This is a genomic window from Thermus brevis (assembly GCF_026427635.1).
In the GTDB taxonomy this organism is placed as follows: domain Bacteria; phylum Deinococcota; class Deinococci; order Deinococcales; family Thermaceae; genus Thermus; species Thermus antranikianii.
Genome location: NZ_CP102606.1, coordinates 1434582 through 1461024, shown reverse-complemented (window position 1 = coordinate 1461024; position 26443 = coordinate 1434582). Strand labels below are relative to the sequence as shown.

Annotated in this window: 25 protein-coding genes and 3 tRNA genes; 13 read left to right on the top strand and 15 right to left on the bottom strand. The window is 63.0% G+C overall.

From position 1 onward, the window contains the following. The first annotated feature begins 118 nt into the window (after nucleotides 1–118). The gene (locus KQ693_RS08045) at nucleotides 119–2923 is read left to right on the top strand and encodes a beta/gamma crystallin-related protein (RefSeq protein WP_267260863.1); all 2805 of its coding nucleotides are present in this window, start codon (nucleotides 119–121) and stop codon (nucleotides 2921–2923) included. 236 nt (nucleotides 2924–3159) lie between these two features. Here the strand turns inward: KQ693_RS08045 and KQ693_RS08040 are convergent. From KQ693_RS08040 to KQ693_RS08030, 3 genes are all read right to left on the bottom strand, one after another. After that, nucleotides 3160–3235, bottom strand: a tRNA-Arg gene (locus KQ693_RS08040). A 37-nt stretch (nucleotides 3236–3272) separates the two neighbouring features. Then, nucleotides 3273–3348: transfer RNA gene (locus tag KQ693_RS08035), tRNA-Gly, on the bottom strand. 1 nt (nucleotide 3349) lies between these two features. Beyond that, nucleotides 3350–3426, bottom strand: a tRNA-Pro gene (locus KQ693_RS08030). Between the two features lie 72 nt (nucleotides 3427–3498). On the opposite strand from KQ693_RS08030, the gene tatA reads away from it, so the two are divergent. Next, on the top strand, nucleotides 3499–3663 hold the full coding sequence (gene tatA / locus KQ693_RS08025; RefSeq protein ID WP_038030191.1) for a twin-arginine translocase TatA/TatE family subunit: 165 nt from the start codon (nucleotides 3499–3501) through the stop codon (nucleotides 3661–3663). Here the strand turns inward: tatA and KQ693_RS08020 are convergent. From KQ693_RS08020 to KQ693_RS07975, 10 genes are all read right to left on the bottom strand, one after another. Further along, nucleotides 3653–4390, bottom strand: a complete 738-nt coding sequence (locus KQ693_RS08020) for a formate dehydrogenase accessory sulfurtransferase FdhD (RefSeq protein ID WP_135255787.1) — start codon at nucleotides 4388–4390, stop codon at nucleotides 3653–3655. The two genes, tatA and KQ693_RS08020, sit on opposite strands and share 11 nt — an antisense overlap. Then, entirely contained in the window at nucleotides 4377–4655 is a 279-nt protein-coding gene (locus KQ693_RS13020; RefSeq protein WP_475353406.1) for a hypothetical protein, read from the bottom strand. Before KQ693_RS13020 ends, KQ693_RS08020 begins: the two co-directional genes overlap by 14 nt. A gap of 393 nt (nucleotides 4656–5048) precedes the next feature. Continuing rightward, nucleotides 5049–5825 (bottom strand): NrfD/PsrC family molybdoenzyme membrane anchor subunit, encoded by a 777-nt coding sequence (nrfD, locus tag KQ693_RS08010; RefSeq protein WP_219758800.1) that lies wholly within the window; start codon nucleotides 5823–5825, stop codon nucleotides 5049–5051. Then, nucleotides 5822–6598: a 4Fe-4S dicluster domain-containing protein gene (locus KQ693_RS08005; protein ID WP_015716906.1), complete on the bottom strand. Its 777-nt coding sequence runs from the start codon at nucleotides 6596–6598 to the stop codon at nucleotides 5822–5824. The genes nrfD and KQ693_RS08005 overlap by 4 nt, the downstream gene beginning before the upstream one ends. A 10-nt stretch (nucleotides 6599–6608) precedes the next feature. Then, complete coding sequence (fdnG, locus tag KQ693_RS08000; RefSeq protein WP_267260862.1) at nucleotides 6609–9587, bottom strand: formate dehydrogenase-N subunit alpha; 2979 nt, start codon at nucleotides 9585–9587, stop codon at nucleotides 6609–6611. A gap of 129 nt (nucleotides 9588–9716) precedes the next feature. Beyond that, a complete protein-coding gene (locus KQ693_RS07995) occupies nucleotides 9717–10784 on the bottom strand; it encodes a tetratricopeptide repeat protein (RefSeq protein WP_267260861.1) in 1068 nt (355 codons plus the stop codon). A gap of 10 nt (nucleotides 10785–10794) precedes the next feature. Next, a complete protein-coding gene (gene hslU / locus KQ693_RS07990) occupies nucleotides 10795–12045 on the bottom strand; it encodes an ATP-dependent protease ATPase subunit HslU (RefSeq protein ID WP_219758796.1) in 1251 nt (416 codons plus the stop codon). Continuing rightward, nucleotides 12042–12584 (bottom strand): ATP-dependent protease subunit HslV, encoded by a 543-nt coding sequence (gene hslV / locus KQ693_RS07985; RefSeq protein ID WP_267260860.1) that lies wholly within the window; start codon nucleotides 12582–12584, stop codon nucleotides 12042–12044. Before hslV ends, hslU begins: the two co-directional genes overlap by 4 nt. 46 nt (nucleotides 12585–12630) lie before the next feature. Beyond that, a complete protein-coding gene (locus tag KQ693_RS07980; protein WP_323808493.1) occupies nucleotides 12631–13011 on the bottom strand; it encodes a nucleotidyltransferase domain-containing protein in 381 nt (126 codons plus the stop codon). Further along, entirely contained in the window at nucleotides 13008–13391 is a 384-nt protein-coding gene (locus KQ693_RS07975) for a HEPN domain-containing protein (RefSeq protein WP_015716900.1), read from the bottom strand. Before KQ693_RS07975 ends, KQ693_RS07980 begins: the two co-directional genes overlap by 4 nt. Before the next feature lie 69 nt (nucleotides 13392–13460). Between KQ693_RS07975 and KQ693_RS07970 the strand changes: the two genes are divergently transcribed. The 7 genes from KQ693_RS07970 to bshA all read left to right on the top strand — a co-directional run bounded on the left by KQ693_RS07970 (nucleotide 13461) and on the right by bshA (nucleotide 18821). Further along, nucleotides 13461–14855 (top strand): sigma 54-interacting transcriptional regulator, encoded by a 1395-nt coding sequence (locus KQ693_RS07970; RefSeq protein ID WP_267260858.1) that lies wholly within the window; start codon nucleotides 13461–13463, stop codon nucleotides 14853–14855. Continuing rightward, entirely contained in the window at nucleotides 14845–15147 is a 303-nt protein-coding gene (locus KQ693_RS07965; RefSeq protein WP_267260857.1) for a nucleotidyltransferase family protein, read from the top strand. The genes KQ693_RS07970 and KQ693_RS07965 overlap by 11 nt, the downstream gene beginning before the upstream one ends. After that, entirely contained in the window at nucleotides 15132–15530 is a 399-nt protein-coding gene (locus tag KQ693_RS07960; protein ID WP_267260856.1) for an HI0074 family nucleotidyltransferase substrate-binding subunit, read from the top strand. Before KQ693_RS07965 ends, KQ693_RS07960 begins: the two co-directional genes overlap by 16 nt. Then, nucleotides 15511–16734 (top strand): vWA domain-containing protein, encoded by a 1224-nt coding sequence (locus KQ693_RS07955; RefSeq protein WP_015716896.1) that lies wholly within the window; start codon nucleotides 15511–15513, stop codon nucleotides 16732–16734. Before KQ693_RS07960 ends, KQ693_RS07955 begins: the two co-directional genes overlap by 20 nt. A 3-nt stretch (nucleotides 16735–16737) precedes the next feature. Beyond that, on the top strand, nucleotides 16738–17004 hold the full coding sequence (locus tag KQ693_RS07950; protein WP_267260855.1) for a hypothetical protein: 267 nt from the start codon (nucleotides 16738–16740) through the stop codon (nucleotides 17002–17004). Between the two features lie 82 nt (nucleotides 17005–17086). Then, on the top strand, nucleotides 17087–17584 hold the full coding sequence (locus tag KQ693_RS07945) for a hypothetical protein (RefSeq protein WP_105317904.1): 498 nt from the start codon (nucleotides 17087–17089) through the stop codon (nucleotides 17582–17584). A 139-nt stretch (nucleotides 17585–17723) separates the two neighbouring features. Continuing rightward, the gene (bshA, locus tag KQ693_RS07940) at nucleotides 17724–18821 is read left to right on the top strand and encodes an N-acetyl-alpha-D-glucosaminyl L-malate synthase BshA (protein WP_267260854.1); all 1098 of its coding nucleotides are present in this window, start codon (nucleotides 17724–17726) and stop codon (nucleotides 18819–18821) included. Nucleotides 18822–18892: 71 nt separating this feature from the next. On the opposite strand, the gene lon is transcribed toward bshA, so the two are convergent. Beyond that, the gene (lon, locus tag KQ693_RS07935) at nucleotides 18893–21319 is read right to left on the bottom strand and encodes an endopeptidase La (protein ID WP_219758824.1); all 2427 of its coding nucleotides are present in this window, start codon (nucleotides 21317–21319) and stop codon (nucleotides 18893–18895) included. 111 nt (nucleotides 21320–21430) lie between these two features. Between lon and KQ693_RS07930 the strand changes: the two genes are divergently transcribed. The 4 genes from KQ693_RS07930 to KQ693_RS07915 are packed head-to-tail and all read left to right on the top strand — an operon-like array spanning nucleotide 21431 to nucleotide 24442. Next, nucleotides 21431–22267, top strand: a complete 837-nt coding sequence (locus KQ693_RS07930) for a DUF1517 domain-containing protein (protein ID WP_416376355.1) — start codon at nucleotides 21431–21433, stop codon at nucleotides 22265–22267. A gap of 30 nt (nucleotides 22268–22297) precedes the next feature. Continuing rightward, nucleotides 22298–23236, top strand: a complete 939-nt coding sequence (locus tag KQ693_RS07925; protein ID WP_219758787.1) for an alpha/beta hydrolase — start codon at nucleotides 22298–22300, stop codon at nucleotides 23234–23236. Continuing rightward, entirely contained in the window at nucleotides 23233–23907 is a 675-nt protein-coding gene (locus tag KQ693_RS07920; RefSeq protein ID WP_219758786.1) for a TerC family protein, read from the top strand. Before KQ693_RS07925 ends, KQ693_RS07920 begins: the two co-directional genes overlap by 4 nt. Continuing rightward, nucleotides 23900–24442, top strand: a complete 543-nt coding sequence (locus tag KQ693_RS07915) for a class I SAM-dependent methyltransferase (protein ID WP_267260852.1) — start codon at nucleotides 23900–23902, stop codon at nucleotides 24440–24442. Before KQ693_RS07920 ends, KQ693_RS07915 begins: the two co-directional genes overlap by 8 nt. Here the strand turns inward: KQ693_RS07915 and KQ693_RS07910 are convergent. Next, nucleotides 24432–26417, bottom strand: a complete 1986-nt coding sequence (locus KQ693_RS07910; protein ID WP_267260851.1) for a (Fe-S)-binding protein — start codon at nucleotides 26415–26417, stop codon at nucleotides 24432–24434. The two genes, KQ693_RS07915 and KQ693_RS07910, sit on opposite strands and share 11 nt — an antisense overlap. Nucleotides 26418–26443 lie beyond the last annotated feature (26 nt).

Below are 26443 nucleotides of genomic sequence, written 5' to 3'. Positions count from 1 at the left end.
AGGCCCAGCGCCGGTTGGCAAAATCTTCTCATGGTGCTATTCTGAGTAAAGAAGCCGGTTCCCAGACAACTTCTTGCCCATGGTTCCGTTCCGCAACCTTGTAAACAGGAGGTCCCGGGTGAAGACGCCGGTTCAAGTTTTTTTGACCACCGCGCATGCGATGGCATTGGTGGTTATTTTGTTCCTTGAGCTCCCCGCGCCCGCTTACGGCTTCTCCATGGGCTACCACTATGACCTTATTCGTGAGGCAATGCGACAGGAGGGATTCGGGAAAGACGCTTTCAGCATAGCGCTGGCGGCAAACTCCTATACCGACCTCTTCCAAGAGCAGGCTGTGGAATGGGTCATCGACGATGATTTTGCCAGGGCGTCAAAGCAGCTAGTGGACTTCCTCCACTTCGACGGGCTACCTGAAGGGCAGTGGATTGACCGCTATTGGCGACAGCTAATCCACAATACTCATGCGGCGCTCACCGAAAAGGTTCGCGCCCAGGACAGACTGGGTGCGCTGATGGTCATGGGTGTCACGCTCCACGTTGTGCAGGATTTCTATGCTCATTCGAACTGGGTAGAGCTTGATCTCCCTCGGCGCTCCGGTATCAAAGACGCCACCTATTTTGACCTCTCGCCAAAGCAACTAGAACCACTTCTCAGCGGAAGCGTCGTTTGGGGACAGAATGGTCTGTTCACCCACTGGGAGGGAGGGCTTAGCCACGATGCTCTGCACAAGGATCACGCAGGCAAGCCCTATTTTGATCAGGCGTACCGTTGCGCCTATAAAGCGTCCCTGCAGTGGCTACGTCTTATGCGGAAATGGATAGTGGATGATATGAGGAAACCCGATTTCTGGAATAGCCTGCAGGGCTTTCAGTTCACGGGGAATCGAGGACACCTCTACACCCTGACCAACTTTGACGAGGGCACAATACGATGGCTAAGCACCTACGGCGGTGCATGGAAAACCCCGCGACAGTGGGGCGAAAGCGATATATTTGCGGATGATATGCCCAATGTACCGGGTATTGGCATCACGCAGCAGTCCTCAGGCTATCCCTTTCTCGGTAGAGAATGGTTTTCAAACGCTTCTCTAATCGCCCGGGACCTGTTCGAGGTGCGGCTGAAACTCAACGGCACGTATACCCTGATCAAGTTGCTGCGCGTGGAAAATTTAAACGTGGTACACGGTTATGTAGATTCCCTGCTCCCTGTGGATAATGCTGTCATCTCCAATGCCATCTCCTTCCTGGCAAAGTCAACCCAGAGCGACTATTACCGTGTGAAATGGCTGAGAGTGCGCATTCCTGAAGCGATGGATTTAGATACGGGTGCGGGTTGGGACAACGTAAATAACGAGGAGGTGGGGGGAACCAGCGACTATTGGGTGATGTTCATAATAAATGGCGAAACCGAACATCCCTACACGGAAGCAGAGTATGTGGATAGCAGCCACTCCTATCCGGTCTGGGGAGTGATCAAACCCCTCTGGGGTACCCAACCGGTACGCGTGCAAATCCACATGTTCGAAAGCGACCCCACAAACCATAAGGACGAGGAAATGGATATCGCTCCCGGTGACCCCAAGGCGTTTTTGTTGGAGTTCGACCCAGAAACGGGAAGTTACGGATCGCAACTCGGATATCAGATATGGCGGACTCCAGGCGGGGGCTACTTTATTAAAAGCGACGGCACAGGAGACATGCGGGCCCGAATATACGTCAGCGTCTGGATGATGGAAGATTTCCCCCAGCCGCCCTCGTATCCGGTTTTTTATGCCGACAGAAACTATGACGGCCTATTCTTGCCCGTTCTGAACGATCGCGCAAGGCTCGAAGTAAATGGCTTTAACGATAGAGTTTCCTCCCTGTGGATACCACCTTGGGGTTGGTCCCTAGACCTTTACGAACACTCAAATTATCAAGGCAGGGTACTCACCCTAACCCATCCTGAGGCTTATCTGAACAAGATGGGATGGGAGGACAGAATCAGCTCTGTACGTGCCCCCCGACGGCCACAGAATCTGCCCCCGTTTGCTGTCCTGTGGGATGGGAAAGACTTCACGGGAGCAGCGCTTCCACTTCTCCAGTCTTTGCCTAACCTGAGCACCTATGGTTTTTATGCGGAACTTGACGCTTTTAAGTTTAACGACAAAACCTCTTCCATTGAAGTTCCTATTGGATGGACTCTGGAGGTTTACGAACATCCCCATTTCGAGGGAAAATCCACGCAACTGACCGGTAGCGTTGCCGACCTCTCCAGGATAGGTTGGGATAACAGGATATCCTCCGTACGGGTTATCCCATCTGTTGAGCGAAGGGAGGGTTCTGAACGTGAAGCGATACTGGCTGCGTTAGGAGAAGCTTTGAAGCGATTCCCCGACGAGGACCCAGCTGGCTTAGGTTTCAGGTACGAGCGTGCGGACGTGCGTCTGCCCCAGGATATAGATGTCAGGTTAAAGCTGAGGCACCTCATAGAAAAAGACGGATGGGCGTGGGTGGAGGCCCAAGGGGAAAATTATGCCTTCGAGGTTATCGCCCTCTTGCACAAGGAGGGCGAGCAATGGAGGGTAAAGGGCGTCGTTAACCCCGCTTATGTGGCTTGTCCTGAGGAGTCCGTGGATGTGCTTGCTTTTCTGTACAGAAGCTTCCAGGAAAAATTACCCCAGGTTCCTACGGAGATATTTCCCGAGGTACACCCTGAGCGTGAGGCAATCCTGCATACACTTCAGGGCGCAGTGCCCATAGAGAAAGTGGTGTTTCTCGTGAAGGAGTTCTCCCTACATGCAGGCGAGGCTCGGCTGATTGCCTATCCCCGCACCCCAAATGGCTTGGGGCAGTTTGAACCGCTCATCGCAGTGCTAAGGAAGGACAACCAAGGCTGGGAAATCGTGGACGTTCGCACGGGAACCGTCGATCACGGTGAGTAGGTTGAGCTATCGATACCTCCTCCCTCCAAATTATGCTCCTTAGCCGTCCCTCTATAAGGCCTGCGGGAAGGATTTACCGGAGTCACCACCCTGGCGGAACTGGGGTTTGGCGGAAGTGGGGTGGGAGGTAAAAGCGCTCTGGGGCGGCCAGGCTTAGACCATGGAGCGAGTTTCGGTGCGGTTGCCGCACAAAAAGTCCCCGCCCCCCAAGGGGGCGGGTTTCCCCATCCTGGACCTGGCGGGCCCGGAGGGATTCGAACCCCCGACCTACCGCTTAGAAGGCGGCTGCTCTGTCCCCTGAGCTACGGGCCCATAAGCGAAGCCGGGGTGAAACTTCACCCCGGCCATCTGGAGCGGGAGACGGGACTCGAACCCGCGACCCTCGGCTTGGAAGGCCGATGCTCTACCAACTGAGCTACTCCCGCGTGGTCGGGGCGGCCCGATTTGAACGGGCGACCCCCTGCTCCCAAAGCAGGTGCGCTACCGGCCTGCGCTACGCCCCGGGGCCTAAGGCCACCCCAGAGGCCACGATAACACTTGACCTCAAGAGGGTCAAGGCGTGCTACAATGGCCCCATGCGCTTAGGTCCGGTGGAAATCCTCCTCATCCTTCTCGTCATCCTCCTCCTCTTCGGCGCCAAGAAGCTTCCCGAGCTGGCCCGGGGCATTGGCCAGTCGGCCAAGGAGTTCAAAAAGGGCCTCCAGGAGGGCGAGGAGAAGAAGGAAGAGCCTAAGGCCTGAGAACCCCTTCGGGTACCGGCATACCGCCTGGGGCGTAGAGGCGGTAGCCTGTTGGGCGCACGTAGGCCGCCAGGGCCAGGCCATAGCGGCGGGCCAGGCCCACCGCAGGGGCAGTTGCCCCCGTGCGGCTTGCCAGGAGCACCGCTCCCATGCCAATGGCCTTGCCCGCCATCTCCTGGCTCACCCTGCCGGTTACCGCCAAGAGCACGGGAGGCCGCATGTCCTCCAGGAGCATGTACCCTGCCAGGCGGTCCACGGCGTTGTGGCGGCCGATATCCTCGTTGAGGTAGAGAAGCCGTCCGGAAAGGTCAAAGAGGGCCGCTCCATGTATGCCTCGGGTCCGGGCGTAGCGCACCGCATGCTGGCGCAGCTGGGCCATGAGCTCCAGGGGCAGTTCGGGATCCAGGGGTACCTTCGGCAAGGGGGAAAGCCTGGGTTCACCATAGCGTAGCCCCGCAGCGCAACCGCTATCCCGCACCCCCACCCCCTTCTCGGGATCCCCGGGCAGGTCCACGGCCACCACCCCTTCGCCCACTAACCACCGCACCCCCTCGAGGCCCGAAAGCACCCCGCTCAGGAAGAGATGGCCTAGGGCCAGGTAGACCTCATCCCCAGGGGTATAGCTGAAGGAAGCCCAGGGCTTGCCGTTCACCAAGAGGAGGAATCGCTCCTCCTCCGGCAAGGGATAGGCCTCCTCCTGAAAGCGGCCTCCTTCAAACCTCCACATCCTCCTCCTCCGCCAGGGCGTACCAAGCAGCCCGGGCCCTAAGGACAGGTAGATCCAGCTCCGCTTTCAGCCTCAGGTCCTGAACCACAAAGCGCTCCCCGCAGGAACGGCACACATAAACCCGGTAAGGGCCCTCCTCGTAGTACACCAGGTGGTCCGCCCGAGCCTCTCCGCAGTAAGGGCAGGCTAAGCGCAAGGCCCGGAAGCTCGTATCGCAAAAGGCGCAAACGTGAAAGCGACGCCCTTCCGCATCGAGGTATCCCACATCTGGAAAACCTCCACACGCAGGGCAACGCTCCGCCCAATCCTTCCCCGGGAGGCCACCATCCCCCTCTTCCGGCCAGGAGATTAGCCGCAAGGCTTGGTGAAGCCAAAAAGCATAAGCTGGATCCTCCGGAACCTCACCCCTTCGCAAGCGCTTCGCATCCTCCAAGAGCTTGTCTTGGGTAGGAAGCCGTACGCCGGAAAGTAGACCCGGAGCCACCTGCTCCACCGCCTGCTGCACATCCAACAGAGCTTCTTTTAAAGCTTCCGGCCAGGGTTCGCGACGCCTCGCAAGCTGGCTCAACCTACGGTGCACCGCCTCCAGGGTTTCCACGGGCTTACCTCCTTCAGGGTAAAGGGTACCCCCGCCCCTAAAGGGGCGGGGGCTTTAAGGTTACACTTGGCCTGCCATCACCACGAAGTAGCGGAGCAGGAAAGCCCCTACCAGGGTGAGAAGGGCCGCCAGGGCCACGTTCCTCCGCTCCAAGAAGAGGGGCAGACCCCACCCTACCACCACAAACCCCCAGAAGGCCCAAGCCAGAGGACCTACCAGGAGGGCCAAAACGCCAGGAGTCGCAGCCGGATACGTCCAGATGAGGTGCAAGGCCAAGACTGCCCCTTCCACGAGGGCGGAGGCAATGACCAAACGGCTCAGCTTTTCATGGGGATACCAAAGCTGCAAGAGCGCCCCTCCCGCCGTGGCCGCCGAGGCCAAGAAGAGCCAGGGAAGCAGGGGGGAGGCGTTCCAGAAGGGCTTGGCGGTTTGCATCAGGAGCACCGCGGTGTACCCCACCACCAAGGCCACCAGCACCGCCACTCCCTGCTGCACCCCCCTAGAGGTGGGCCTAAGGTAGACCCACAAAAGCCCAGCCCCAGCCAAGACCAAGAACCAACTGCCCAGCCACATGACCGAGGCCGGGTGAAAGCCGTTCAAGAGAAGGTTAAGAAACCGCAAAGGTTGGCCTAGGTCTATGACCAGCAAGCCAGCGCCCACCGCCACCCCTAGGAACGCCCACAGGGCGCTACGACGCACCAAGCCCTGGTCCTTGCCGTAGAAGAGGACGCTGAGCAAGTAAGCCCCCCCTGTGGTTCCCGCCAGGAAGAAGTAAAGGGCAATCCAAAAACCCCAGTGCTCCTCGCCCATAGGGTTAGGAAGGTTTACGGTGATCATTGACCGCCTCCTTTGAGGGCTTCGCGCCGCTCCACGATAAACTTAAGCCCCGCCCCCAGGGCCGCAGCGGCGATGCCAGCAGAGAGCCAGCCCGTGGCCGCCCGCTTCTCCGCCTCCCGGACCGCCTTAGGTAAGTCGTATTGGCTTGGGTGCTCGGTGAGCACATAGAGGACGTGGGTGCCTCCAAGCTCCGCTAGCCCGTAAACATTGGCCCTGGCATAACCCCGCTCCTTGAGCACCCGCACCCTTTCTTCCGCCATAGCCCGGATCTCCTGGTACGTCCCAAAGGTCAGAGCATCGGTGGGGCAGGCCTTGACGCAGGCCGGTTGGTCGCCATTGGAGATGCGGTCGTAGCACATGGTGCACTTGTGGACCACCCCTCGAGCCTCGTCAAAGTGGACCGCCTCATAGGGGCAGGCCTGGACGCAGGAGCGACAGCCGATGCAGGTCTTCTCGTCCACCGTGACCACCCCACCTTCCCGGTGGGCCATGGCCCCGGTGGGGCAGCTCGCCACGCAAGGGGCGTGGGTGCAGTGCATGCAAGACCCGCGGATGAAGTCAAAATAGGGGTCGCCATCCGGCCTCAAGCCCTCGTAGTAGCGCATGGAGATCCAGGTATGGGCCGTAAGCCTGGGGGGGTTGGCATAGCTTCCCCGGTTCTCCGTTTTTTCCGCCTCGAGGTCATTCCACTGCTTGCAGGCCACCTGGCAGGCCTTGCAGCCGATACAACGGCTGGCGTCAAACAAAATGGCATAGTCCTTCGGATTAGGCATCCCCCACCTCCTAGATCTTCTCGATCCTCACCAGGAAGGCTTTGGTCTCCTGGATAAAGGTGTTGGGGTCCAGGGCCTGGGGCGTGAGCTGGTTGGCGGAGTCGCCGGGGTTCCCGCCCTGGTAACCCCAGTGGATCACGATGCCCACCTGGTGCAGGGTCTTGTCCCCCACCTTCACCGGCTGGACCCTGGGGGTGACCAGGGCCACCGCCTTCATCTCGCCGCGGGCGCTTTTGATGCGCACCCACTCCCCGTTCTTGACCCCCAGGTTCTTGGCCAGCTCCACGTCCATCTCCACAAAGGGGTCAGGCTGGAGCTCCAAAAGCCAGGGGACATTGCGGCTCATCATCCCCGTGTGCCAGTGCTCGGTGAGGCGGTAGGTGGTGGCCACGATGGGGTACTCCTCGGGGGTGCCGTAGACGTCCAGGTCGCCCACCCAGACCTTGCACACCGGGTTCTTGTCCTGGCCGGAGATCAGGTTAGCCAGGGCGCTTTCCCAAGGCTCGTAGTGTTCGGGGAAGGGGCCGTCCTTAAGCTGGGCAGCGAAGAGCCTCCCCACCCCCTCGGGAAGCATGATGAAGGGAAGGGCTTTATCGGGCGGGGCTACGCCGTCGGGCACATCCCCCTCCCACTTCTCCTCCTTGGGATTCCAACGCACCAGCCACTTGGCAGGGTTTCTGGGCTGGCCCTTAAGGTCCGTGGAAGCCCGATTGTAGAGGATTCGCCGGTTGGCGGGCCAGGCGTAGGCCCAGTTCTGGAAGAGCCCCAGGCCCAGGGGATGGGTATCCCTGGGATCGCGCCGGGCCATCTTGTTCCCCTCCTCGGTGAAGGCTCCACAGTAAAGCCAGTTGCCGCAGGCGGTGGTGCCGTCGTCCCGGAGGTCGGCGAACTTGGCCATGAGCTTACCGGTGGTGAGGTCGTAGCCGTTGTACTCCTTGGCCACCTCCTCCGCCATATGCTCAGAGTGCTCCCACCAGGAGAGGTTCAGGATGGCTTCCTTGTTGGGCCCACCCTCCTCCGCATAGAGCTTCTTAAGGCGCTGTACCAGCTCGGTGAGGATCCAGAGTTCATCCTTGGCTTCACCCGGAGGATCCAGAGCCTTGTCGTACCACTGGGCCCAGCGGCCGGTATTGGTGATGCTCCCGGACTTCTCCGCCCACACCGCCGAGGGCAGAAGGAAGACCTCGGTCTGGATCTCCTTGGGATTAACCCCGGGCCGCTTCCAGTGGGCAGCGGTTTCGGTTTCCATGGGGTCCACCACCACCAGCCACCTCAAGCTGTCCAGAGCCTTGCGGGCCAGGTTGGCGTTGGCCGCCGAGTTGGCCGGGTTCTGACCAATGGCGATGAGCCCTTCGATCCGCCCGGCCAACATGGCATGGAAAATGGCGTAGTGGGAGTAATCGGCGCTCTTATCCGGAATCCCTCCCTTGTGAGGGGAAAGCTTGGGCAGGTAACCGTAGGCTTCCTTGGGATCCACCTCGGGCCACCAGGCCTTGAGCAGGCTGATGAAGTACTTGGGATAGTTCTGCCACCAGTTGGCGGAAGGCGCGTAGTTGGCCTTGGGTACCCTGGAAGCAATCCACTCCTCCAGGGTGGGCTTGTCCCCGGTGGGCAGGCCCAGGTATCCGGGGAGGTCGTGGTAAAGAAGGGCGAAGTCCGTGCTGCCCTGCACGTTGGAGTGGCCCCGGAGGGCATTCACTCCACCCCCGGGCAGGCCGATGTTGCCCAAAAGAAGCTGCACAATGGCGTAGGTGCGGATGTGCTGGGTACCATAGGTGTGCTGGGTGGCCCCCATGGCGTAGGTGATGGTCCCGGCCCGGTCCGGGCGGCCCGTGGAGGAGTAAAGGTCGTAAATGGCCAAGAGCTTCTCCACGGGGATCCCGGTGATCTTGGACACCACCTCAGGGGTGTAGCGCTCGTACTGCTTCCTCAAAAGCTGGAAGACGCAGTGGGGATCCTGCAGGGTGGGGTCGGTCCTGACCTGGCCGTTTTCATCCACCTGGTAAGCCCAGGTGCTGGTGTCGTAGGTGCGCTTCTCCGGATCGTACCCAGAGAAGAGCCCATCCAGTTCGGTGGCGGTTTTGAACTCGGGGTTCACCAGGAAGGAGGCGTTGGTGTAGTGCTTGACATAGAACTCGTCGTAGCGCTTGTTTTCCAGGATATAGCGTATCATGCCGCCCATGAAGGCGATGTCCGTGCCCGGGCGGATCTGGGCGAAGATATCGGCCTTGGAGGCCGTGCGGTTGAAACGGGGGTCCACCACGATGAGCTTGGCCCCCCACTCCTTGGCCTCTAGGATCCAGCGGAAGGTGAGAGGGTGCTGTTCTGCTGGGTTCCCACCCTGCACCAAGATCACATCGGCATTCTTGAAGTCAATGGGGTGGTTGGTCATGGCCCCACGGCCAAAGCTGGTTCCCAGAGCGGGAACCGTGGAGGAATGGCAGATGCGGGCCTGGTGCTCAATGTAGACGATGCCCAGGGCCCGGAAGAGCTTGCTCATGGCGTAGGCCTCCTCGTTGGAGCCCACGCTGGTGCCCAAAGTGGCGATGGACTCGGTACGCCGCACTACCTGGCCTTGGTCGTCCACCTCCACCCAGCCCCGGTCCCGGGTGTCCTTGATCAAGTGGGCGATCCGGTCCAGGGCCCATTCCCAGTCCTTCTCCTCCCAGCGCTCAGAGCCCGGGGCACGGTAGAGGACCTTGGTGACCCGGTATGGGCTTTGCACAAACCCCCGGGCCGCCTGGCCTTTGGAGCAAAGGGCCCCTTGGTTGATGGGGTGGTCGGGGTCGCCCTCGAGGTTTACTAACCTCCCCCCCTGCACCGCTGCGATCATCCCGCAACCCGTGGCGCAGTAGGGGCAGATAAGGGGTTTTTCCCCGATGGGCTTGCGCAACACAGGCCGGGCACCTTGGGCCATCCCCCGTTCGAGGAAAAGGGCCCCTCCCGTGACCGCGCCCGCCAAGCCGATAAACTTGCGGCGGGTGAGCATTTCTTCACCTCCTTCTCACCCCTTATACCCCCGCCCCGTTAGGCTGTCCAGGGGCAAAAGTCCTTAAGGGGCATCCCTGACGGGATGCCCTTTAAGTGATTTCATTCACTACCAGGTTGGCAATACCCCCTAAAGCCGCTTAAGCACCTCCTCCGCCTCCCTGTAGCCGGGCTTCAGCTTTAAAGCCTCCTGGCACTGGTACCGGGCACCCTCCTTGTCCCCCAGCTTCTCGTTAGCCAGGCAGAGCTGGTATCGGTACTCGGCCCGCTTGGGCTCGAGGCGCACCGCCACCGTAAGGCGGCTTTTGGCCTTCTGGGCATCCCCCAGGGCCAGGTAGATCTGACCCAGGTAGTAGTAGGCCACCGGGAAGCGTAAGGGAGCCAAGGCCACCGCATTCTCCAGGGCCACCCCTGCCTCCTTCTGGCGGCCCAGGACGAAATAGGCCTGGCCCAGGGTGTACCAGCCCTCGGCATCCAAGGGCTTGAGGCGGTGGCCTTCCTCCAAAACCCTCGCCGCCTCCTCCGCCCGGCCCTTCAGCAGGAGGGCCGAGGCATAGCGAACCCTTAGATTCCCATCCTGGGGTGAAAGCTGGACCGCTTTGCCGTACTGCTCCAGGGCCTCATCCAAGCGGCCTGCCGCCAGATAAAGCTCGGCCAAAGCCGCCCTCACCTCTGCGGAATCCTGCAGGCTAAGGGCCTTCTTAAAGGCCTCCTCCGCCTTGTCCACCTGGCCCAGGAAGGCGTAGACCAAACCCCTTTGGGCGTAAAGGGGAGCGTAACGGGGGTTCACCCGCTCGGCATCGCGGAGTACGGTCAGAGCCTGATCCAGATAGCCCTTCCCCTTCTCCCGATCCTCCGAGGCGCGAAAGAGGGCCACGTAGGCCTCGGAGAGGACCATGTACCCCCCGATGTACCGGGGGTTCCTGGCCACCAGCCCCTTGGCGTTCTCTAAGGCGGGGTTAAGGAGCCCCACTTTGAGCTGGGCCCGGGCCAGCCAGTAGAGGACATCCGGGTCCTGGGGTTTCTCCTTCAAGGCCCGCTCAAAGAGCTCCAAGGCCGCCTCGTACCGGCCCAGGGCGTAAAGCTGCACCCCAAGCCGGAAGGCATCCTGCTTCTCCACCTGGTTGGACGGGGGTGGGGGGGTCTGGGCTAGACTGGGTACAGCCAGTAAACCCAAAGCCAAAAGGATCCAGCGCATCTTTATCCTCCTACAGCACAAACCGCGTCAGGTCCGGGGAAGCGAAAACCGCCTCCAGCCTTTGCTCCACGTAGGCCCGGGTGATCTCCACCCGACCCAGGTCCGTCTGGAAGCTGACCTCCTCCAGCACCCGCTCCAAGACCGTGGCCAACCTCCTGGCCCCGATGTCCTCGAGCTCCTGATTGGCCCGGTAGGCCGCTTCAGCAATGGCCTTCAGGGCGTCCTCATGAAAGACGAGTTCCGTGCCGTCTGCCCTCAAAAGCTCCGTGTACTGGCGGATCAAGGAGTTCTCCGGCTCCTTCAGGATGCGGTAAAACTCCTCGGGGCCCAAGGGAGAAAGCTCCACCCGGATGGGGAACCGGCCCTGGAGCTCGGGGATCAGGTCCGAGGGTTTGGCCACATGGAAGGCTCCCGCGGCAATGAAGAGCACGTGCTCGGTGGACACCGGACCGATGCGGGTGGAAACCACCGTGCCCTCCACGATGGGCAGAAGGTCTCGCTGGACCCCCTCGCCGGACACATCCGGCCCCACCGTACCCTCCCGGCGGGCCACCTTGTCGATCTCGTCGATGAAGACGATTCCGTCCTCCTGGGCCCGCCTCCTGGCCTCCTCCTTCAACTCCTCCTTGTCGATGAGGCGCTCGGCGTGCTGGTTCTTGAGGACCTCCCGGGCTTCCTTCACCGTCATGCGCTTGCGCACCGGCCGCTTGGGAAGAAGGCCCTTGAGCATCTCCCCCATGCCGCCAAAGCCCTCACCCCCGAGGACGCCCATGAAGGGCAGGCTCATCTCCTCCTCCACCTGCACCTCCACCGAGAGGCTATCCAGCCGCCCCGCGCGCACCTCGGCCACGGAGGCGCGCAGGAGGGTGGCCAGCTCCTCCTCGGCCAAGGCCAGGGCTTTTTCCTCCACCTTCTTCTTCATTTCCTCCATCACCAGCTGGTAGCTGGCCTCCGCTAGGTCCCGCACGATGGCATCCACATCCCGGCCCACATAGCCTACCTCGGTGAACTTGGTGGCCTCCACCTTGACAAAAGGAGCCCCTGCCAGGCGGGCCAAGCGGCGGGCGATCTCCGTCTTGCCCACCCCCGTGGGCCCGATCATGAGGATGTTCTTGGGGGTCACCTCCCGGGCCACCTCGGGCGGAAGTTTCTTCCGGCGGTACCGGTTTCTTAAGGCCACGGCCACCGCCCGCTTGGCCGCCTCCTGTCCCACGATGTGCTTGGAAAGCTCCCGGACGATCTCCGCAGGCGTGAGGTTCATGCTTCCCCCAGGGTGAGGACCGTCACCTGGCCCGAGGTGTAAAGATCCACCTCAGCCGCAATCCTAAGGGCCTCCTCGGCGATCTCCCGAGCGGAAAGGCTGGAGTGCCGGTAGAGGGCCTTGGCCGCTGCCAAGGCGTAGGGACCCCCAGACCCCACCGCCAAAAGGGGTTCTTCCGGGGTGATGACCTCGCCGCTCCCGGAGAGGAGCACCATCCCCTCCCGGTCGGCGGCGATGATCATGGCCTGAAGGTGGCGCAACACCCGGTCGGTGCGCCAGAGCTTGGCGGTTTCCACCGCCCCCTTGAGCAGGTTGCCCTTGGCCTCCTTGAGCTTCTCCTCAAAGCGTTCCAGGAGGCTCAGGGCATCCGCCACCCCACCGGCAAAACCCACCAGGATGCCTGCCCCCACCTCGAGGCGCCTCACCTTCACCGCCCCCCGCTTGAGAATGGTCTGGCCGAAGGTAACCTGGCCATCCCCGGCCAAGGCGGTGACCCCATCCTTGCGCACGGCCAAGATGGTAGTGCCATGGATCTCCACGAGAGGCACCTTACCCCTAGGGGATGAGAAGGGCGTTAGGCGAGGGTTATGAGGGGAAGGATGCCAGGCCCCTCAGGCGAGCCCAGGCCCCCTCCCGTTCAAAAAGGGGAATACCCTCCTTCAAAGCCGCATGAACCAGGCCATGCCCCTCCGAAAGACCCTTTACCGCTTCCTCCCAGGTATAAGGAAAGACCTCCACCCCCTGGATCCCCTCCGGCCGGTAGAGGACCAGGCGCTCGGGGAAGGGCAGGGGGGAGCTTTCCAAAAGGACAAAGAGGTCCGCGTCGCTCATGGCCGTGGCCTCCCCCCGGGCTAAGGAGCCGAAGAGGACCACCGCCAGGACCTCCGGCCGCTCAGCCAACCTGGCTGTCGCCTGTTCCAACTCCGCACGGCGGGCCTGCGGATCAAAGGTGAAAATCCGCATCACAACACCTCCTCCACAAACCTTAGAACCTTCTCTGCCAAGCGGATGGCCTCCTCCGCTTCCCCACGGGTATAGGCCCTGGCGGCGGGTCCTGCGGGGTGGGCGTCGGGATACCGGGTGGGGATGTAATACTTGTCCAAAACCTTGGCCGCCTCCAAGAGCTCTTCCGGCACCTCTATCTCCCCCGGCAACCCGGCCAGGAGATCCTGGATAGAGTGTCCCCAAGCCACTTGGCCTCGGGCGAGATGGAGCCCTTTCAGCGCTGCTTCCGCAGCCTGCTGGGAAGCAAAGCAAGCCCAGGCGTAGTCCTCGAGGCCCAGGCTTCCTATGGCATGGCGCAGGTTGTACCTGGCTTGCTCCACCCAGTCCCTCGCCCGGTTCACACCCCCATGCTAATCCCTTGCCACCCTCCGCCACAAATCCCTAACTCCCTCTGGCCCTAAACTGGAGGGGTGAAGGCCAAGACCCTCGGCGAACTCCGGCGCACCTATCCCTTGGGTAAGCTTAAGCGCACCGTCAAGGACGAGGCCCGGGAAAACCTTAAGGAAAAGCTCCGCAAAGGAGAGCGGCTTTTCCCGGGCATCCACGGGTACGAGGACACCGTCATCCCCGCCTTGGTCCAGGCTATCCTGGCCAAGCAAAACTTCATCCTCCTGGGCACCCGGGGCCAGGCCAAAAGCCGCATCCTTCGCAGCTTGGTTAACCTTTTGGACGAGGAGATCCCCGCCCTGGCCACCGAACTTAGGGACAACCCCCTAAGACCCATCTCGCCGGAAGGGAAGCGGCTTCTGGAGGAGGCCGGAGACGAGGCTCCCATCGTCTGGATAACCCGGGAGGAGCGCTATGTGGAGAAACTGGCTACCCCCGACACCACCGTGGCCGACCTCCTGGGGGACATGGACCCCATCAAGGCAGCCCGCAAGGGAACGGGGATGGCGGACCTGGAAAGCATCCACTTTGGCCTTCTTCCCCGGGCCAACCGGGGCATCTTTGCGGTGAACGAGCTGGCGGACCTGGCCCCCAAGGTGCAGGTGGCCCTGTTTAACATCCTCGAGGAAGGAGACGTGCAGATAAGGGGCTACCCCATCCGCCTGCCCCTGGATGTCTGGCTGGTGTTCACCGCCAATCCCCAGGACTACACGGCCAGGGGACGGATCGTTACCCCCCTCAAAGACCGCATCGGCAGCGAGATCCGCACCCATTACCCCAAAACCCTCGAGGAGGGCCTTAGGATCAGCGCCCAGGAGGCCTACGTGCCGGAAGAGGTGGTGCTCCCCGAGTGGATCCGCCTTTCCGTGGAAGCGGTGGCCTTCGCCGCCCGGGAGGACCGCCGGGTGGACCAGACGGCCGGCGTTTCCCAGCGCCTTTCCATAAGCCTTCTGGAGGTGGTGGCCGCCAGCGCCGAAAGGCGGGCTCTTCTTCAGGGCACCAGGCCTGTGGCCCGTCCTCTGGATCTCTATGCGGGGCTTCCCGCCATCACCGGCAAGCTGGAGCTGGAGTACGAGGGGGAGCTCCAGGGAGCGGAAAAGGTGGCCCGGGACCTGGTGCAAAGGGCCTTTGGCATGGTCCTCCCCCGCTACCGCCTCAGGACCGATGCCATCGTGGCCTATTTTGAAGAGGGAAACCTCCTCACCCTGCCCGAGGGAAGCGTGGAGGAAGCCCAAAAGGCCATGGAGGAGGTGCCGGGCCTCCTGGAGGCGGCAAGGGCTCTGGCGGAAAGCCAGGAGCCTGAGGTGCTTCTTTCGGCGGCGGAGTTCGTCCTGGAGGGGCTCGTAGGGAGGAGGAAGCTCGCCCGGGGAGAAATGAGCTACCAGGCGGCGGAGAGGACGCGGAGCTATGGCAACTAGCCTGGAGCGGGACAAGGAGGCGGTGCTCCAAGCCCTGGCGCCCTACCTTCAGGGGCGAGGGGTAAAGCTTATCCTCTACGGCTCCCATGCCCGGCAAGAGGCAGAGCGGGGTTCGGACCTGGACCTGGCCCTCCTCGGGCCCAAGCCTCTTGGGGAGCTTCTTCCCCTTCTCAGGGAGGCCCTCGAGGAGGCCCCCGTGCTGAGGCGGGTGGACCTGGTGGACCTAGGGGAGGTGGACCCCGCCTTCCGGGAAAGGGTCCTGAGGGAGGGGGTGGTATGGGCCGAGTTTTAGAACGCCTTGAGGTAGCCAGACGGGCTCTCAGGACGCTGGAGGAGGTAGCCTACCTGGAGGAGCCGAGCCCCCTGGAGCGGGATGCCGCCATCCAGCGGTTTGAGTACACCTTTGAAGCCTTCTGGAAGGCACTCCAAGCCTTCTTGCGGGAAAGGGAGGGTCTGGAGGTGGCAAGCCCCAAGCGGGCCTTCCGCCTGGCCCACGAAACCGGCCTTATGGCGGAGGAAGAAGCCCGCCTGGCCCTGGCCATGGCCGATGACCGCAATTTAACGGTGCACACCTACAACGAGGCCCTGGCCCAAGCCATCTTCCGTAGGCTAAGAAGCTATGCGGAGCTTATGGGCCGGGTGCTGAGGAGGATGGATGAAGGCCATTCGCTATAGCCGCTACGAGGGAAGCCTCGAGGACCTCTCCCCTGAGGAGATCCTGAGCCTCCTCGAGGACTTCCTCCTGGACTCCGGGTTTTCCGATCCCTTCCAGCGCTACGACCCTGACCCCGAGCGCCAGCCCACCCTGGAGGATCTCTACGATGCGCTCCTCGAGGCCCTCCTCAAAAACGAGCTGGTGCCGGAGGACTGGCTTAGGGAAGCCCGCTTCGCCGACCGCAAGGAGGAAACCCGGCTCCATCAGGCCATTACCCGCCTGATGGAAAAGCTCCGTGAAGCCGGGTATATCCGCCTTCCCGGAGAGGATCCCACCAACCCCGCCCGAAGCGGGTACAAGGGCGAGGCAGGTGAGGCCCGCTTTGAGCTCACGGAAAAGGCCTCGGATTTCCTGGGCCTTAAAAGCCTCCGGGAGCTCCTGGGGGCTCTGGGCCGAAACGCTCCTGGGCTCCACCCCACCCCCCACCACGCCCCAGGGGTGGAGAAGACAGGGGAAACCAAGGAGTGGGAGTGGGGAGACCCCTTGGAGCTCAACGTGCCCGAAACCCTCAAAAAGGCTATGGCCAAGGGACTTACGGAACTCTCCCACGGGGACCTGGTCATCGACCTCTCCGAGTACACAGCCAGCATGAGCACCGTGGTCCTCTTAGACTGCTCCCACTCCATGATCCTCTACGGGGAGGACCGCTTCACCCCTGCCAAGAAGGTGGCCCTGGCCTTGGCCCATCTGATCCGCACCCAGTACCCCGGGGACCGTGTGCGCTTCGTCCTCTTCCACGACACCGCCGAGGAGATCCCCCTTTCCCGGCTCCCCCTGGCCCAGGTGGGCCCTTACCACACCAACACCAAGGCGGGGCTGGAGCTGGCCAGGACCCTCTTGAAAAAGATGGGCGGGGAGATGCGGCAGATCATCCTCATCACCGACGGCAAGCCCTCGGCCATCACTCTTCCCAGCGGGGAGATCTACAAAAACGCCTGGGGCCTCGATCCCCTGATCCTGGCGGAAACCCTAAAAGAAGCCACCCTAGCCCGTAAGGAAGGCATCCCCATCCACACCTTCATGCTGGCCCGGGAACCGGAACTCCTGGCCTTCGTGAAGAAGCTTTCCCAGATTACCCGGGGCAAGGCCTACCTCACCCACCCTGGCAACATCGGCCGGTACCTGCTCCTGGACTTCCTGAACAAGAAGGTCCAAAGGAACTGAGCCATGAAGCCCCTCAAGCGCCAGGGAGCCTCTCACCGGAAGGGGAACGGGAAAACCCTCTGGGTTTTCCGCTTGAGCCTTCTTCTGGAAAGGCTCCGTCCTCGTGTTTACCTAAAACCCCCTCCCGCCCTGGTGCAGGAGCTTAAGCAGGTGCACACACCCCTCCGCCTGGACCTCCCCTACTACGCCGCCCATTCAGGCCGGGAGTACGTGTTGATTCCCTGGGATATCTACATGGAGCAGGGGGAGGAAATCCTGAGAAGCCTTTGAGGGGGCTAGGGCATCCTCTTTATTCCAAGACTGAGGCCCATTCCTCACATGCCCTTTGCCCCTGTCATGGCACCCTGAAGGCATGGGCGCGCGGATATCCAGGTGGCTGGCGATCCTGGCCCTCCTGGCCCTACCTGGGGCCCTGGCCCAAGACTGGCGGCTTACCCGCAGCCAAACCCTAACCCAGGCGGGGGCCCGGGAGTGGCGGTACACCCTTGGCCCTTCGGGCAAGGAAGCCCAGGAGCTTTGGCGCAAGCTTTCCAGCCAGTACCAAGACCACCTGCGCGCGGGATACCGGGTGGACCTCGGGGCCTGGCGGGTCTACTTCCTGGGGGGGAAGCTAAGGCTTGAACCCCACTGCCCGGTGGTGAACCCCGCCTGCTTCACCTTTGGGGCCCTTCCTGTGCCCAAGGAACGGCAAGACCGCTTCCTCCTTGAGCTTTCCCAACTCCTGCACCGGGCCCTTGCCCAGGCTCAAACCACGGGGGGCGTGGTCCTCCTCTCGCGGCTATTCCGCCTCGAGGTCCCCCGCGGGGCCAACCCTCCTTATCCCGCAAGCCCCTCAGGCTGGCGGCCCTGAGCGCTCCTCGGCCCCTACGCTAAACTGGGAGCATGACTTTCTTTGGGCAACCAATCGGGGAACATCCTAAAGGTGCGTCTCCCATGGGCAAGGGTCCGGGGGGGTGGGTTCTCTCCTCTCCCCTTTTGCGGGTTTGGGCGTGAGGGTGCTGAGGCTGGGCCTAGTGGCCTACCCCGGCCTCGGGGGTAGCGGCATCGTGGCCACGGAGCTGGCCCACCGCCTGGCCCAGATGGGCCACCGGGTTTACCTTTTCGCCACGGAAAGGCCCTTCCGACTGCCCAAGGATAGCCCTGTGGCCTACATCCCCGTGGACCTGCCCTTTTACCCCGTCTTCCCCGGCCCCCTTTACACCCTCTCCCTGGCCGGGGTGCTGGAGCGGGAGGCCAGGCGGCTCGGCCTGGAGCTGGTTCACACCCACTACGCCATCCCCCACGCCGCCGCCGCCTACCTGGGGCTTGGCGAGGAACTCCCCCTGGTGCATACCCTCCACGGCACCGATGTCTCGGTGCTGGGCATGGACCCGGCCTTCCACGGACCCACCCGGAAGGCCCTCCAAAGAGCCAAGGCCACCACCGCGGTGAGCCGGGCCCTAGCCCAGGAGGCACAAAAGGCCTTTGGGGCTAGCCCCGTGGTCATCCATAATGCCGTGGACCCAGACCGCTTCTACCCCAGGCCGGAGCGCAAGAAGCTCTACGCGGAGGAAGGGGAGTGGCTTTTGGTGCACGCCTCCAACTTCCGCCCCATCAAAAGGGTGCCGGATATCGTGCGGGCCTTCGCCAAGGTGCGGAGGAAGGTGCAGGCCAGGCTCCTTCTTCTGGGGAAGGGACCGGAGGAAGGGGAGGCGAAGCGGGTTGCGGAGGAACTCGGAGTGGAGCGCTGGGTCACCTTCCATCCCCCCACTCCCCATCCCGAGGAGATCCTGGGAGCCGCCGATCTCTTCCTGCTGGCCTCGGAGGAGGAATCCTTCGGGCAGGCGGCCCTGGAGGCCCTGGCCAGCGGGGTTCCCGTGGTGGCCACCGCCGTGGGTGGGGTTCCCGAGCTGGTATGGCCCGAGGTGGGCCGGCTGGTGGAGCTTGGGGACCTGGAAGGCTTCGCCCAGGCGGTGCTGGACCTCCTCGCCCATCCCAAGCTCCCCAGCATGCGCAAGGCCGCCCGGGAGTACGCTATCGCCCGCTTTCACCCCGAAAGGATCACCCAGGCCTACCTGGAGGTGTACCAAAAGGCCCTTGAATCATAGAAACAAAGCCCCGCCGGGTGGCTTGCCCGGCGGGGAGAAAGGGCACCCCGTTTACCCGCTAGAGGCCACCCCTAGGCATGGGCTACCACTTCCTTTTTGGCCCGCGCCCTGGCCCCTTTAGCCTTGGCCTCCCGGGCCCTATGCTCCAAGGCCTTGAGCCCGCCCACCAAGGCCAAGTCCAGGACCTGGTCCAGGTGCTCCACGAAGTGGAAGGTCATGTTCTGACGCAGGGGCTTGGGGATGTCGCTGAGGTCGGCTTCGTTTTGCTTGGGAAGGATCACCTCCCTAATCCCCGCCCGCCTGGCCCCCAGCACCTTCTCCTTGACCCCGCCGATGGGAAGCACCCTGCCCGTGAGGGTGATCTCCCCGGTCATGGCGATGTCGTGGCGGACGGGCACCTCCGTGAGGGCGCTGACCAAGGCGCTCACGATGGCCACCCCGGCCGAAGGCCCTTCCTTGGGAATGGCCCCCGCCGGCACGTGGATGTGGATGTCGGACTCCTCAAAGCGCTTCAAGGGGATGCCGAAGCGCTCGGCGTTCCGCTTGGCGTAGGAAAGCGCCGCCCGGGCGGATTCCTTCATCACATCCCCAAGCTGCCCGGTGAGGATCAGGTTCCCCTTTCCGGGCATCACGGACACCTCCACGAACATGATGTCCCCGCCCACCGGGGTGTAGTACATGCCTGTGGCCACGCCCACCTGGGGCTCGCGAGCCTCGGTTTCCGGCAAGTAGCGGGGCGGGCCCAGGTACTTTTCCAGGTCCTTCTCCGTGATGCGCACCCGTTTCTTGCCCTCTTCCAGGATCTGCCGGGCCGCCTTGCGCAAAAGGGAGCCAATCTCCCGTTCCAGCTGGCGCACCCCAGCCTCCCGGGTGTAATGGGTGATGAGGCGCATGAGGGCTGCCTCCGTGATCACCACCTGGCCCTCGAGGAGGCCGGTTTCCCGCATCTGCCGGGGCAGGAGGTAGCGCTTGGCGATCTCCAGCTTTTCCTGCTCGATGTAGCTGGTGAACTCGATGGCCTCCATCCGGTCCCAGAGGGGAGCGGGGATGTTCTGAGGAAAGTTGGCGGTGCAGATGAACATCACCTCGGAGAGGTCAAAGGGCACCCCCAGGTAGTGGTCCACGAACTCCTTGTTCTGGGCGGGGTCCAGCACCTCCAAGAGGGCCGCCGCGGGGTCCCCCTGGTAGGAGATGCCCAGCTTATCCACCTCATCCAGGAGGAAGACGGGGTTCTTGGTGCCCGCCTGGCGCAGGCCCTGGATGATACGTCCGGGCATGGCCCCGATGTAGGTGCGCCGGTGTCCCCGGATGTCGGATTCATCCCGCACGCCGCCTAAAGAGATCCGCACGTACTTGCGGCCCAAGGCCTCGGCGATGCTCTTGGCGATGGAGGTCTTCCCCACTCCAGGGGGCCCCACGAAGAGGAGGATAGGCCCCTTGTTCACCTCGTCCGGTGGGATTTCCCCCCGCTTGGCCCGCTCCGCCTTGAGCTTCCGCACCGCCAGGTACTCAAGAACCCGATCCTTTACCTTCTCCAAACCGTAGTGATCCCTTTCCAGGATCTCCTTGGCCCGGTTTAGATCCAGGTTGTCCTCGGTGCGGGTGTTCCAGGGCAGGTTCACGATCCAGTCCAGATAGGTGCGAATGACGCTGGCCTCGGCGGAATCGGGGTGCATGCGGGCGAAGCGGTTGAGCTCCCGCTCCACCTCCTGCCGCACCACGGGGGGCAGGTTGAGTTCCTCCACCTTTCTGCGGAACTCCTCCACCTCCTCGGCGCCCTCCTCCCCGTGGAGCTCCCGCTGGATGGCCTTCATCTGCTCCCGCAGGAAGTACTCCCGCTGGTTGCGGTCGATCTCCTCCTTGACCTGTTGCTGGATGCGCCTTTGCGTTTCGATGAGCTCCAACTCCGCCTCGAGGAGAACCAAAACCCGCTTTAGCCTCTCTGCCACATTGGGGGTTTCCAAAACCCTCTGCTTGTCCTCGAGGCGGAAGTCCATGTGGAAGGCAATGTAATCGGCGAGCTGGCTCGGGTCTTCCAGGTTCAAGACGAACTGGGCCACCTCGGGAGCCAGGTACTTGCCTTCCTTAAGGAGGGCCTGGAACTTGTCCTTTACCTCCCGCACCAGGGCCTTGACCAAGGTGGGGTCAGCGGGTTCATCGGAGAGAACCTCCCCCCTGGCCTCGAGGTGGTCCCCCAGGTCCAGCCACTCCCTGACCCGCACCCGGGCAAAGGCCTGCACCAGCACCTGGACGGAGCCGTCCGGGTTCTTGCGCATCTTGAGGATGTTGCAGGCGGTCCCCACCTCGTAGAGGTCCGAGGGCTTGGGGTTTTCCACCTCCTTGTCCTTTTGGCTCACGATAAGTAGCACCCGCTCCCGGGTCAAGGCCTCGTCGATGGCCCGGATGGAAACAGGCCTCCCCGCATCGATGGGCATGACCATGGTGGGGTAGATGACCGACCCCCTCACCGGGCAGACGGGCAAGGTCTCTGGCAGCATGGTTTCCCTCCTTTCTCCCTTCTCGTCCATAGCCTAAGCCTACCTATATCAAGTTTACTGCATCGTTGGTTTTAGCACAAAGCCTCCCGGCCCTGGGGTATGCTGAAGGCCATGCGCCGCCTCGTTTGGCTCCTTCTTCTGGTGCTCTCCTTGGTCCTGGCCCAGAAGAGCGGGGGCGGCGCAGGTGGGCGTCCCTACAGCCCCACCCCACCTCCCATGAGCCCAGGACCAGCCCCGGTCTTCCCAAGCCCGGCCCCCTCCTATCCCTCGTATCCTGGCCCGGTGGTGGTCTACCCCGGGGGAGGGGGAAGCCTAGGCATTGTACCCGTCCTGGTGGTCTTGGGCTTGGTCTTGGTGACCGCCTACATGGTGCGGGGGCTCCGCCAAGCGGGGGAAGGGCCCACCGCCAGCGTGGCCAGGTTGCGCCTGGCCCTCCTGGCCCGCCCCCAGGTGCAAAAGGCGCTAAGGCAACTGGCCGAGGAAGCGGACACCACCTCGGCCAAGGGCCTCGCCGACTTGCTGGACGAGGCGGCCCTCTTGCTCCTCAGGGAGGAGCCCGCCTGGCGCTTTGGGGATTACCAGGTGGCGGCGGGTTCCGAGGAGGAGGTCCTGGCCCGGTTCGACGCCTGGATGCTGGAGGAGCGGAGCAAGTACCAGGAAACCTTCCGCCACTTTGAGGGCAAGAAGCAAGCGCTGGAGGCATACCAGGCCCAGGTGGAGCCCGGCGGGCGCTATCTGGTGGTAAGCCTCCTCCTCGCCGACCGCAGGCTCCTTCCTCCCCAATCGCCTTTGACCCGGTCCCGGGCCAGGCAAGCCCTCATGGATCTGGCGGGATCCAGTTCCTTCACCCTCCTGGCGGCATACCTTTCCTGGACCCCCGAAAGGGAAGGCGAGGCCCTGACGGAGGAAGAGCTCCTTCTCCTCTACCCGGAGCTGGAGAAGCTTTAGGTCCGGCCCAGGCCCGGGTAGAGTATTCCCGTGGTACGGGTTTCTAAGCGCACCGTCACCTTCTTTCCCCCGGCCCAGGCCAGGGCCCTGATAGGGGATTTCACCGACTGGGAAAGGAACCCCATCCCCCTCCAAGGCCCCGTCACCCTGGAGTTTCCGGAAGGGGCTTATGTGGAATACGCCTTCCTGGACGAGCGGGGTAGGCCCTTCCCCGACCCCGAAAACCCTGAGCGAGCGGACAATCCCTGGTGGACCTATCCCCGGGCTGTCCGGCTTCCCGGGCACCGCTTTGAAGCACCTCCCGAGCCCAGGGAAGAACCCAAAGTGGAGCGGCACCGCCTGGGGGAAAGGCGCTTCTACGTGGCCGAAGCCGGGACAAGTCCCAAGGCCACCCTGGTGGCCCAGGATGGGGTGGCCTTCTACCGCACCGCAGGCCTCCACAAGGTGGCTCACGCCCTGATGGAGGCAGGCGAAATCCCCCCGGTGCGCCTGGTTTTTGTGGAACCCATAGACCGGAACCAGGAGTACCGGTTCTCGGAAGCCTACGAGGAGGAGTTCCACCGGGTGCTAGGGGAAGTGGAACGCAGCAAGGGCCCCTTGGGGGAGATCCTCCTGGTGGGGGCTTCCTTAGGAGGCCTTTTCTCCTTGTGGCAGGCCCTGCGCCACCCGAACCGCTTCCCAAAGGTCCTCGCCCTCTCCCCGGCCCTAAAGGCCCACCCAGGGGGCACCGACGCCTACCGGGACCGGGAGTGGCTTTTGGAACGATACGCCGAAGCCCAGGTTCTGCCCCGCATCTATCTTGAGGTGGGTCTTTTAGAATGGCTCTTGGCCCCAGCCCGCCGCTTCGCCGCCCTCCTCGCTGACCGCAAGGTTCCCCACGCCTACCGGGAAAGGGCCTCGGGGCACAACTGGGTAACGTGGAAGCAGGCCCTGGCCCCAGGGCTTCGCTACCTGCTGGGGGAGGCATGAATCCGGAAACCTTTCTGGTGCTCTTTTCCGTGGCGGCCCTCGAGGCCCTCCTATCCGGGGACAACGCCTTGGTCCTGGCGGTGATGGTCAGACCCCTGCCCACCCACCTCCGCCGCAAGGCCCTCTTCTACGGGGTCCTGGGGGCCTACCTGCTAAGGGGCCTGGCCCTTCTTTTCGCCGTGTACGTGATCCGGCTATGGTGGGTCCAGGTGCTGGGAGGGCTTTACCTCCTCTTCCTCATGCTCCAACACTTCCGCGACCATCCGGAGGCCAAGCCCTTGCCCGAGGCCACCGCCCGGGAGTTCTGGCGGGTGGTCCTCCTCATCAACCTGGTGGACTTGGCCTTCGCTGTGGACTCCATCCTGGCGGTGGTGGCCTTTTCCAAGGACCTCCTCCTGGTCTTCCTGGGCGTGGCCCTGGGCATCCTCTTTATCCGCCTGGCCGCGGGCTATGTGGTGGCGGTGATGGAACGCTATCCCAGCCTGGAGAAGGTGGCCTACGCTCTGGTGGGCTGGGCCGGGGTCAAGCTCCTCTTGGAAGGAAGCGCCACCCTGGCGGAACTCCTGCATCGCCCGGAGCTGGCCTGGCACCTGCCGAAACCTGCCTTCTGGGGCGTAACCTTCCTCATCCTCTTGGGGGGAAGCCTTCTGGCTTTGCGCAAGCATGCCTAGGGACTGGGATGCGTTTTACCGCCAAGCCGCCCTGGAGCGGGCCCCCGCCCAGGTGGTGCGGGCCTACGGCCCCTTCGTCCCCAAGGGCCCGGTCCTGGACCTGGCGGGGGGCTTGGGCAGGAACGCCCTTTACTTCTTGGACAGGGGGCATCCCGTGGTCCTGGTGGAAAAAAGCCGCGAGGCCCTAAGAAAGCTTAAAGGCATCCGCGGCTTGACCCTGGTGGAGCTGGACCTCGAGGCCCCCAACGCCCTTGCGCACCTTCCCAAAGGCCCCTTCGCCGCCATTCTCATGAGCTATTACGTAAACCGCCCTCTCCTTAAGGCCCTTCCTCCCCTCTTGGCCCCAGGGGGGCTTCTCCTGGTGGAAGGCTTCAGCCGCCGGGAAGCCGTGCGGCGCAACAGGCCGGAAAGCCCTTTCTACTGGGAGCCCTACGAACTCCTCACCCCTCCCCCAGGCCTCGTGCTGCGGGCCTTCGGGGAGGGGTGGATGGAGGGCTACCGGGTCTTCGCCGTCTATCAAAATCCTAGGCCTTAAGGCCGCGGGCCACCAGCTCGGCGATGTCCAAAACCTCCGGGGGCGTTTCGTCCTGGGCCACCTCCACGTTCATCATGGCCATGCAGAAGGGGCAGCCGGTGGCGATGACCTCCGCCCCCGTGCCCTTAAGCTCCCGGTAGCGGTTTTCCGAAACCCGCATGGCCCCGGGTTCCTCCTCCTTCCAGAACTGGGCTCCACCGGCCCCGCAACAGAAGCTCCGCTCCCGGTTCCTGGGGGGTTCGCTGAGGACAAGGCCCACCCCTTTGAGCACCTCCCGGGGTGCTTCGTACACCCCGTTGTGCCGGCCCAGATAGCAGGGGTCATGGAAGACCACCCGCCGGGTTTCCTCGGAAACCTTAAGCCGGCCCGAGCGCAATAGCTCGGCGATGAACTCCGAGTGGTGGACCACCCGGTACTCCCCGCCAAAGGCCTTGTACTCGTTGCCCAGGGTGTGGAAGCAGTGGGGGCAGGTGGTGACGATGGTCTTGGGAGCCACCTGGTTTAGGGTTTCCACGTTCTCCGTGGCCAGCTGGAAGAACAGGTACTCGTTGCCTGCCCGCCTGGCGGAATCCCCTGTGCACTTCTCCCTCCGGCCCAGGACCGCCCAGTCTACCCCGCTGGCGTTCAGGATCTCCACCATGCTCCTTGCGATCTTCTGGGCCCTGGGGTCGTAGCTGGCTGCACACCCCACCCAGTAGAGGACCTCGGGGTGAGGTTTTTCCTCCACGGTGGGCACGCTAAGCCCCTCAGCCCAGTCCAGGCGCTTATCCTGGCCGATGCCCCAGGGGTTGCCCGAGCGCTCCATGCCGCGGAAGGCGTTGTTGAGCTCCTGGGGGAACTCCCCCTCCATGAGCACCTTGGCCCGGCGCACATCCAGGATGTGAAGCATGGGCTCGTTGCCCACCGGGCAGACCTCCACACAGGCCATGCAGGTGGTGCAGGCCCAAAGGGCCTCCTCGTTCAGGGCGAAGCCCATGAGGGGCCTCGGGCTTTCCTGCCCGCTGGCAAAGGTCGGGAGGATCCCATTCAGTTCGTACCGCTCGGAGATGACGATGGCTGCCGGAGAGAGGGCCTTTCCCGTGGCGTAAGCAGGACAGGCCTCCTGACAGCGGTTGCACATGATGCAGGCATAGGCGTCCAGAAGTCGCTTCCAGGAGAGGTCTTCCAGCTTCTCCGCCCCGAACCTCTCCTCCTCCTTCTCGAAGTCCAGGGGCAAGAGGGCCCCGGGCTTCTCCTGGCGAAAGGCCAGGTTGATGGGGCCCATCATCAGGTGGATGTGCTTGGAGCGGGGGAAGTAGGGAAGAAATAGGAGGATGGAGCCCAAGGCACCCCACCAGAAAAAATGTTCCAACACCACCAGGCTGGAGGGTGAAAGGCCCGCAAGCAGGGTGGCCAGAAAGCTGGCCACCGGCTGGAAGGGGTCGGGCTCTCCTTGGGCCAGGCCCGCTGCCTTGGAAAGCAGGCGGCTTCCCACGTGGAAGGTGATAAAGGCCCCCACGATGGCCGAATCCCGGGGGATTCCCTGGCGTACCCGTTCATGGAGAGGAACCTTGGGATTCCAGGTGAAATCGTGGGGTGCGAGAAGGTAGCGGCGAAGCATGAGCCCCAGGATGCCTACCAGGATGGCGGCGGTGAGGAGATCGGCCACGAGGTTATAGACGTTCCAAAGTCCCCCTTGGGTGTGCAGGGGAAAGTACCCCTCCAGAAGGTCCACCAGGTTGACCAGGAGGTAATAGACAAAGCCGTAGAAGACGAAGGCATGGAGGAGGGAAACCAGAGGCCGCCTCTTGAAAACGGTCTGCTGCGTAAGGGTAAGCCAAAGGGCCCGGCCAATGCGCTCGGGCAGGCGGTCAAAGCGCTCCTCCGGCCGTCCCCTTCGGATGGCCAGATACACGCGGCGAAAGCCCGTGTAGGCGTAGTAAAGGCTTGCCAAAAGGAGCAGGATAAAGAGGATTTTCTCCGGTAGCGTCAGCATGGGTGCAACCTCCTTATACTCGGTAA

Excerpts from the sequence above, each read along its gene's own strand:
- lon (WP_219758824.1), bottom strand. The coding sequence starts at position 21,319 with ATGCTGCCAGAGACCTTGCCCGTCTGCCCGGTGAGGGGGTCGGTCATC.
- KQ693_RS07995 (WP_267260861.1), bottom strand. The coding sequence starts at position 10,784 with ATGCGCTGGATCCTTTTGGCTTTGGGTTTACTGGCTGTACCCAGTCTA.
- KQ693_RS08020 (WP_135255787.1), bottom strand. The coding sequence starts at position 4,390 with ATGTGGAGGTTTGAAGGAGGCCGCTTTCAGGAGGAGGCCTATCCCTTG.
- KQ693_RS07945 (WP_105317904.1), top strand. The coding sequence starts at position 17,087 with ATGGGCGCGCGGATATCCAGGTGGCTGGCGATCCTGGCCCTCCTGGCC.
- nrfD (WP_219758800.1), bottom strand. The coding sequence starts at position 5,825 with ATGATCACCGTAAACCTTCCTAACCCTATGGGCGAGGAGCACTGGGGT.
- hslU (WP_219758796.1), bottom strand. The coding sequence starts at position 12,045 with ATGAACCTCACGCCTGCGGAGATCGTCCGGGAGCTTTCCAAGCACATC.
- KQ693_RS07920 (WP_219758786.1), top strand. The coding sequence starts at position 23,233 with ATGAATCCGGAAACCTTTCTGGTGCTCTTTTCCGTGGCGGCCCTCGAG.
- KQ693_RS08005 (WP_015716906.1), bottom strand. The coding sequence starts at position 6,598 with ATGCCTAATCCGAAGGACTATGCCATTTTGTTTGACGCCAGCCGTTGT.
- fdnG (WP_267260862.1), bottom strand. The coding sequence starts at position 9,587 with ATGCTCACCCGCCGCAAGTTTATCGGCTTGGCGGGCGCGGTCACGGGA.
- KQ693_RS07910 (WP_267260851.1), bottom strand. The coding sequence starts at position 26,417 with ATGCTGACGCTACCGGAGAAAATCCTCTTTATCCTGCTCCTTTTGGCA.
- KQ693_RS07955 (WP_015716896.1), top strand. The coding sequence starts at position 15,511 with ATGAAGGCCATTCGCTATAGCCGCTACGAGGGAAGCCTCGAGGACCTC.
- KQ693_RS07960 (WP_267260856.1), top strand. The coding sequence starts at position 15,132 with ATGGGCCGAGTTTTAGAACGCCTTGAGGTAGCCAGACGGGCTCTCAGG.
- KQ693_RS07965 (WP_267260857.1), top strand. The coding sequence starts at position 14,845 with ATGGCAACTAGCCTGGAGCGGGACAAGGAGGCGGTGCTCCAAGCCCTG.
- KQ693_RS07930 (WP_416376355.1), top strand. The coding sequence starts at position 21,431 with ATGCGCCGCCTCGTTTGGCTCCTTCTTCTGGTGCTCTCCTTGGTCCTG.
- KQ693_RS07915 (WP_267260852.1), top strand. The coding sequence starts at position 23,900 with ATGCCTAGGGACTGGGATGCGTTTTACCGCCAAGCCGCCCTGGAGCGG.
- KQ693_RS07950 (WP_267260855.1), top strand. The coding sequence starts at position 16,738 with ATGAAGCCCCTCAAGCGCCAGGGAGCCTCTCACCGGAAGGGGAACGGG.
- tatA (WP_038030191.1), top strand. The coding sequence starts at position 3,499 with ATGCGCTTAGGTCCGGTGGAAATCCTCCTCATCCTTCTCGTCATCCTC.